Genomic DNA, 309 nt, shown 5'->3' with positions numbered 1-309 from the left:
GGGCATCAATTCGAGCACGCGATCGACATCGAGGACGACCATGAGTTGGCCGTCGAGGCGGTGGACGCCGCCGGCGAGCTTGGCCATGCGGGGATCGAGGTTGACCGGGTTGTCCTCGCGGCCGGCATCGGGCAGCCGCAGCACCTCGCCGATCTGGTCGATCAGCAGACCGTAGGATTCGCCGCGCTGGTCGACACCGACCGCCATCATCGGCTTGCCGTCGCAGGCCGCGGGCAGCCCGAGCCGGGCGCGCATGTCGACCACGGTGACGATGCGGCCGCGCAGATTGAGCACGCCGGCGATCTCGCT

The 309-nt window shown here is 69.6% G+C and carries 1 protein-coding gene; it reads right to left on the bottom strand.

What is annotated here, in order from left to right; genetic code table 11:
* The coding region (locus AS156_RS19285) for a chemotaxis protein CheW (protein WP_245312951.1) at positions 1-309 on the bottom strand (309 nt) is incomplete at both ends.

The sequence above is a fragment of the Bradyrhizobium macuxiense genome (genome assembly GCF_001542415.1).
Lineage (GTDB): Bacteria > Pseudomonadota > Alphaproteobacteria > Rhizobiales > Xanthobacteraceae > Bradyrhizobium > Bradyrhizobium macuxiense.
Note: the sequence above shows the minus strand (reverse complement) of the source record. Positions and strands in the feature narration are given on the sequence as shown.